General features: G+C 58.7%; 8 protein-coding genes. 7 read left to right on the top strand and 1 reads right to left on the bottom strand.

Translation table 11 applies throughout. From position 1 onward, the window contains the following. The first annotated feature begins 378 nt into the window (after positions 1-378). Positions 379-1,044: a hypothetical protein gene (locus ACYQ3M_RS11420; RefSeq protein WP_460036211.1), complete on the top strand. Its 666-nt coding sequence runs from the start codon at positions 379-381 to the stop codon at positions 1,042-1,044. A 15-nt stretch (positions 1,045-1,059) separates the two neighbouring features. Next, positions 1,060-1,197 carry a heavy metal-binding domain-containing protein gene (locus ACYQ3M_RS11415; protein ID WP_460036210.1) on the top strand — a complete coding sequence of 46 codons (138 nt, stop codon included), beginning with the start codon at positions 1,060-1,062 and terminating at the stop codon, positions 1,195-1,197. A 104-nt stretch (positions 1,198-1,301) separates the two neighbouring features. On the opposite strand, the gene ACYQ3M_RS11410 is transcribed toward ACYQ3M_RS11415, so the two are convergent. Then, positions 1,302-2,627, bottom strand: a complete 1,326-nt coding sequence (locus ACYQ3M_RS11410) for an ATP-binding protein (RefSeq protein WP_460036209.1) — start codon at positions 2,625-2,627, stop codon at positions 1,302-1,304. Between the two features lie 143 nt (positions 2,628-2,770). Between ACYQ3M_RS11410 and ACYQ3M_RS11405 the strand changes: the two genes are divergently transcribed. The 5 genes from ACYQ3M_RS11405 to ACYQ3M_RS11385 all read left to right on the top strand — a co-directional run bounded on the left by ACYQ3M_RS11405 (position 2,771) and on the right by ACYQ3M_RS11385 (position 6,259). Next, positions 2,771-3,457 (top strand): site-specific integrase, encoded by a 687-nt coding sequence (locus ACYQ3M_RS11405; RefSeq protein ID WP_460036208.1) that lies wholly within the window; start codon positions 2,771-2,773, stop codon positions 3,455-3,457. A gap of 337 nt (positions 3,458-3,794) precedes the next feature. Further along, the gene (locus ACYQ3M_RS11400; protein ID WP_460036207.1) at positions 3,795-4,043 is read left to right on the top strand and encodes a hypothetical protein; all 249 of its coding nucleotides are present in this window, start codon (positions 3,795-3,797) and stop codon (positions 4,041-4,043) included. Next, positions 4,040-4,573: a hypothetical protein gene (locus tag ACYQ3M_RS11395; RefSeq protein ID WP_460036206.1), complete on the top strand. Its 534-nt coding sequence runs from the start codon at positions 4,040-4,042 to the stop codon at positions 4,571-4,573. Before ACYQ3M_RS11400 ends, ACYQ3M_RS11395 begins: the two co-directional genes overlap by 4 nt. A 237-nt stretch (positions 4,574-4,810) precedes the next feature. Next, a complete protein-coding gene (locus tag ACYQ3M_RS11390) occupies positions 4,811-5,839 on the top strand; it encodes an RRXRR domain-containing protein (RefSeq protein WP_460036205.1) in 1,029 nt (342 codons plus the stop codon). Positions 5,840-6,019: 180 nt separating this feature from the next. Continuing rightward, positions 6,020-6,259, top strand: a complete 240-nt coding sequence (locus ACYQ3M_RS11385) for a hypothetical protein (RefSeq protein ID WP_460036204.1) — start codon at positions 6,020-6,022, stop codon at positions 6,257-6,259. Positions 6,260-6,268: the final 9 nt, after the last annotated feature.

Here is a 6,268-nt window from a genome sequence, read left to right as displayed (position 1 = left end):
CGATCGACCCGCGCGCCGATGACGTGCGCGTTTACCCTTTGCCCAAACCTCCCGACCGGCAAGGGTGGGGCCGCCAGATTAGGATCAAAGGGGTGCTTGGGCGGCGTCCCCTTGCCCAAGGACAGGGCGTGTGCTAAGTTTAAAAGACTCCCTCGCACACGCGGGGATCGACCTGAAACCTTCGCCCACGGCCTTGCGGCCGTGGGTTTTCCATCCAGGGGGAGAGCGATGAGATCGGCGTGGATTTTTACTTTTACTTTGCTCTGGGTTTTTGGCGTTGCCTCGGCTGGCGAATAGGCGTTCAACGTCTCGCGCTATCCCGACGGGAAGGCCTCGGTCCAGATTCTGCGGACCCAGGCGGATCCGATTCCGGGGGACGTGTTCGTCGCCGCCCAGGTTGGGGGGCGTTGGTATTTCAAGACGCCCGCCGGCTGGATCGAATGGGACGGAACGTGGGAGGTTCCGCCGTATCGGTCGGGGTCCGAGACGGACTTCTCGCTGGAAACCGATTTCGATCCAGACGCCCTGCCGCCGTTTGAGGTTTACGTGGGCTGGGGGGGGAGCCTGCGCGAGGTGGTCGAGCAAGGCCACTATGAGCGGGTTTTGGGCAATCAAGACATACCGCCCGCGCCCGACCCCAATCAATGCCAAAGCGGCCATCTTTGTCACACCTTCCGAACCGCGATCGAAGTGGTCAAACACCGCTTCGTAAGCTTCAACGAAATGCGCGAGGAAAGCCGCAACGTCGTCCTGCTGGACGGGTTTTTCAACGGCGAGCGTCTGAGCGCCCAGGACAGCGAGGGATGCGTTTATGAGGGCAGGTTCCGGGAAGTGATCATGCTGGGCCAGCGCCTTGGGATGTACAAAACCATCGAAGGCGTCCGCGTGGGGGGGTGCGCGGACGGGGAACGCCAGGGCAATTACCGCACCTTTTTCATCAGCTACCGCCAATCGTTCGCCCAAGTGCTCTTCACCTTGTCGAATCTCAATCCGACTCAGCCGGGGACTTACATGGTGATGGGGAGCGGGAGCTTTGATCTTTGATCTTTGAGGTTCGGTATGTTGGTTTCCACCACCGATTTTTTGGACGGATACGCCGTCGTTGAGTACCTGGAGCTGGTCTGCGCCGAGACGGTGTTGTCCGGCAGCGTGTTTCACGACTGGCTGGCCGGGTTGTTGACATCCTCCCCGGCCTGAAGGCCGGAGATTCCTACCGCGCTTCTAAGAAGCGCCTCGGCGGGTTCCTGCTTCCGACCGCCCGTGCGGTTCGATCCACAGGCCATCCGGGCGTGTCCCGCCCTTCATAGATCTTGATCTTCCTCCAGAAACCATTCGTATGCTGCCCGTACCCGAATGGTGTCGGCTGACACCTGAATTGCTTGGTCTCGCGTCAGCACAATCAGAATCCGCTCGGCGCGAGGATGGGTACGAACTGCTGCGTCGAGGGCACGCAATTCGCGTTCGAGAACCTCTGGCTGGGTCGGGTCCGCGCATACCTGGATGAGGAGCTCCCGCTGGCCGGGAACGCGCGCGAGAAAATCTACCTCGAATCCTTCATCCGTTTTCACATAGCCCACCTCCGCCCCTCGTGAGACCAGGGCGTTTAGCACCACTGTTTCCAAGGCACGCCCCAGATTAGCGCGACCGCTCGTATCGAACGCATGAATCAGCCCTGGGTCAGCAGGATAGATTTTGCGCGGATTGGCATTACGCTGCCGTTCAGAGTCCGTCGCCAGCGGCACAAGCATCAGCAAAAAGGCATCCACCAGGTATCCGAGAAGGGCGTGTACCGTGTCTTTGGAAACGGCATACCCTTGGGATTTGAGGTCGCGGTAGAGAGCGTGCGCACTCTGGAGCGCGGCCGGGTTGCGCAGACAAGTCCGAGTAATCGAGCGAAGCGCAGCGATCTGGCTCACCTGGTAGCGCTCCACCACATCGCGCAGAAGCAGCGTGTCCACATAACTCTGGAGCAACTGGATGCGCAGCTTAAGGTCCAGCCCCTGAGCCTCGGGGAAGCCGCCCACCCGCAGATATTCGAGCAAGCGCTTCTCGATGAGCGAGCGCTCGGCTGCACTCAGGCGCGCGAGGGGTTTGGTCGGCTCCTCGTTCCGGTGACGAAGGAATTCGCGGAAGCTAAAGGGGCGCAGAACCGTCTCGAACCCTCGGCCCCGCAAGGAAGTATGGACCTCGCGGGAGAGAAGCCTTGCCGAGGAACCGGAGACCACCACCGCGACCTTCTCGGTGTCCATCAGGCGTCGGACGAACCGCTCCCAGCCTGCAACCACCTGAATCTCGTCGAAAAACCACCACACGAGTTCGCGACCACGGAGCTGGGGAAAGGTGCGGTAGTACTCTTCCAAAAGCACATCGAGCTGGGAAAGCGGCAGGTCCGCCAGGCGATCGTCATCGAAGCTCACATACACCGCCCGTTCTGGGGCAAGCGCTTGCTGCTGTTCCTGCTGCACTTGGCGCAAGAAGGTGGTTTTGCCGACCCGCCGCATGCCGAGCACTGTATGGACCTTGTTCTTGATGGCAGGAAGCCGTGCGTCCCTTCGGGTCAGACCTTCGAGCCTGACCGGCTCTAAGCCAGCGGTCAGCTTCTCTTGCAGGATGGGGTGCAACGCCATAGCGAACAGGTTAACAGAAATATGTCCTTATGTAAAGGCCACATCAATAAAATAGCGTACTTTTCCGAAGGACATAAACGCGTCACGTCCTGTCGATACTGCGCACGCTTGAGGATCGACTCGGCAAGCTCTCGCCTGCCGCGTTGACAGCGACGAAGATCGCCGCCTATCGTGACGCGCGGCTTGCAGACGGTGTGAGCGGGGAAACCGTGCGCAAAGAGCTTGCCCTGCTCTCAAAGCCCATCAAAACCGCCATGCGCGAGTGGGGCATCGCGTTACCGGGGAATCCTGTAGCCAACGTCAGCAAGCCGCCGCCAAGCAAGCCAAGGGACCGTCGATTGAAAGAGGGCGAGGAAGCCCAGTTGCTGGCATCGCTCGATCGGTGCCGCAATCGCTACAGGCGTCCGCTGGTCGAACTCGCGATTGAGACGGCCATGAGGCAAGGCGAGCTGCTCTCGTTGCAATGGGAAAATATCGATCTCAAGCGCCGGATCGCCTACTTGCCGGAAACGAAGAATGGTGAAGCCCGCGCCGTGCCGCTTTCCAGCCGTGCAGTTGCCATCCTGCAAAGCCTGCCGCGCAGCATCGATGGCCGGGTGTTTCCGATCTCTCAAGGTCTCGTCGTTCAAGCCTGGGGCCATGCCGTCAAGCGGGCCGGTCTCGATGACCCGCGTTTCCACGACCTGCGCCACAAAGCCTTGTCCAGGCTTGCCGAGCGCGGCGATCTATCGGTGCTGGAGCTTGCGCAGATCAGCGGCCACAAGACGCTGCAAATGCTCAAGCGTTACACGCATTTGCAGGCCGAAAAGCTCGCGCGCAAGCTCGGATAGTTAATCAGTAACACCTCAAGCGCCTGACTTCCGACAAGTCGATGATGTCGCTTTGCTGCGGCGCAGCCGTTTTTCTGGGTTATGGGCATGGATATACTGGTTCTGCGATTTGCCATCCACAGAGGTTTAAGTGGATCGAGCAGCGATCGGACAATCCCCAATATAATGGCATAGCTTGGGAGGTTAAGAAGAATGGACAAAAACTATCTCATCGCCACGATCCTGACCGAGGTCAAAGACCCCGCGCTGCGCGATAAGTTGCTTGCGCAGGTGGCGCAGGAAAACGACACCCCGGAAGGGAAATCCATTGTGCTCGGCGAGCTGGAAAAGCTCGGCATTGATTCTGGTGCTGCCAAAGAGCTGGGGCTTCCATCTCAAAACCGGCGTCTTCGTCGGCTATCTGGTGGGAGGTCTGTTCTTCCTGGGCGGCGGCATCATCGCGCTGCTCAACCTGTTCGCCGGCAGCATCGCGGGCGCGCTGTTCCCTGGCTTCTTCGCAGCCATGGGAGCCTATGCGCTTGCCTCCACCCGCCGTCTCGCGCGCTTGAAAAAACTTCCAACCATCGATGAGAAAGGAGTCATATGAAACGCCTGCTTTATCTTGTCTGGTTTTCGCTGTTCGCTGCCCTGCCCGCCTGGGCAGAGAACGTCGCGCCATTGGGGCTCGAAGTCGGCGTGGTCGATTTGCCGACCGTGAAAAGCAAGCTGGCAGGGCAAACCCGTCTCACCGACGCAGGCATCAACAAATGGTCGGGCGGCCCCATGCTCGATGGGGATGCGGCTAGCCTCGACATCGAGGGCCTGCAAAGCATCCGCTTCATCTTCAGCAAGGACAACAAGCTCGAAGGCGTGATCATGACGCTGGACAAAGGACAGCTCAAGGAAGTTGTCGCCGCCCTGCGCAAGAAATACACCAAGGTGCGCGAGAACATCCCGTTCGTCGGCGATGCCTCGGCCACTTATCGCAAAGGCGACAGCGTGGTGCTGGTCGAAGCCCCACACCTTTCCTTCTCGATGAATGTGCTCTATCTTACCAATCGGTTTTATGCCTTATTCAACGAGCGATCGAGCGCGGAGGAAGCCGCACGCCGCCGCAGTCAGGCCGAGAAATTCTGAGGCAAGCCGTCAAGTACCTCCGACTGAAGTCGTAGGCTTGTAAGGGAGTCGCGCCTTGCCAACGGGAAATTAAGCAAGTGAAGCGGGAAACCAGGGTGGCCAAGCTTGAAGACAACTGAACCGGCAGGATGCGGCAGTCCAAGGCGCGATGCTGTTTCCCGAGTCTGCATCCCCTGCGCCGGTCAGTCCCGATGGGGGGAATTGCCACCGAAAGGTGAGATACGAGGTAACTCTATAATGTACGTACCAGTAGTAAGTAAAACAGGGAAGCCATTGATGCCATGCCATCCGGCACGGGCTAGGGAGCTTGTGCGCAAAGGACGCGCGGTTCGTCGGTTCCTTCATGGAATCTTTTACATTCAACTTGTCGACCGCGATGACGGCGAAATTCAACCTGTTGCCTGTGGGGTTGACCCTGGCAGCAAAAAGGAAGGCTGGACAGTTAAATCCAAAGCGCACACTTACCTAAACATTCAGGCGGATGCTGTGACCTATGTAAGTGACCGCGTGACGACTAAAGCGCAACTGCGCCGTGGGCGCAGGTATCGGAAAACGCCGTGCAGGGCTAACCGTAAGAACCGTGCTCGTGGAAGTCTCCCGCCGTCCACAAAGGCCCGCTGGCAATGGAAGCTTAGGTTGGCGAGATGGCTTTTCAGGCTCTATCCAATTGCGGTATTTGTCGTGGAAGACGTCAAGGCGAGGACGAAGGGGCAAAGGCGCTGGGATCGATCCTTTTCTCCGTTAGAGGTTGGAAAGCATTGGTTTTACTCTGAACTCTCCAAACTCGCACCCGTGGAAACCAAAAGCGGCTGGGATACCAAGCAACTTCGTGACGCCTTGGGGCTCAAGAAAATCGGCAACAAACAGGCGGAAGTTTTTGAAGCCCATTGCGTGGATTCGTGGGTACTGGCGAATGGGTGGACCGGTGGACATATCAAGCCAGATAACACGCGCCTTTTATGCATGACTCCGCTTCAGTTTCATCGGCGACAACTTCACCGGATGCAGCCGGACAAAGGTGGCATCCGAATGCCTTACGGCGGAACGAGAAGTTTGGGTTTCAAGCGTGGAAGCCTGGTCAAGCATCCCAGATTCGGGGTCACCTACGTAGGTGGTTTTATGAAAGATCGGATCAGTCTGCACCGACTAACGGACGGCAAAAGGCTGTGCCGGAACGCCAAGCCGTCTGATTGTAAGTTTCTGGCGTTTAACTCTTGGAGAGCGCGACTTATCCCGCGACTGAAGTCGCTGGTTTCCGCCGCGTAGGGGGGTCTATGAAAACCCTGCTCGTCTGGATCAATCGCCTGCTCGAGTGCAGGGCAGCGAGTTCGGCATGCTCATCACCCTGGTCAACCAACTGGGCGGCGTGCGCGTCTGGCTTGGCAATTTCGCCCTTTGGCTTTTGACTGAAGCCGCGCTTCATCGTGATGTAAAGGAGACCCGCCAATGAACATTTCATCTTCCACCCTCGCGGCTGTCCTGTTTTCCGCAGTGCTGGCCCTGGCGACACCACCGGCCCTGGCCGGCTTCGATGAGGGGCTTGCAGCCGCTAACCGCGGCGACTACGCCACGGCCCTCAAGGAATGGCGGCCGCTCGCCGAGCAGGGGGATGCAGTCGCGCAATACAACCTGGGCGTCATGTATGACAACGGCCTAGGCGTGCCGCAGGACTACCAGGCTACTTAAACAGGCCAG

It is taken from the genome of Methylothermus subterraneus, assembly GCF_054656915.1.
This window is presented reverse-complemented; position numbering and strand designations above follow the sequence as displayed.

What these genes read in the sequence shown, in the direction of transcription:
- ACYQ3M_RS11415 (WP_460036210.1), top strand. Translation starts at nt 1,060, where the DNA reads ATGTTGGTTTCCACCACCGATTTTTTGGACGGATACGCCGTCGTTGAG.
- ACYQ3M_RS11410 (WP_460036209.1), bottom strand. Translation starts at nt 2,627, where the DNA reads ATGGCGTTGCACCCCATCCTGCAAGAGAAGCTGACCGCTGGCTTAGAG.
- ACYQ3M_RS11395 (WP_460036206.1), top strand. Translation starts at nt 4,040, where the DNA reads ATGAAACGCCTGCTTTATCTTGTCTGGTTTTCGCTGTTCGCTGCCCTG.
- ACYQ3M_RS11390 (WP_460036205.1), top strand. Translation starts at nt 4,811, where the DNA reads ATGTACGTACCAGTAGTAAGTAAAACAGGGAAGCCATTGATGCCATGC.
- ACYQ3M_RS11385 (WP_460036204.1), top strand. Translation starts at nt 6,020, where the DNA reads ATGAACATTTCATCTTCCACCCTCGCGGCTGTCCTGTTTTCCGCAGTG.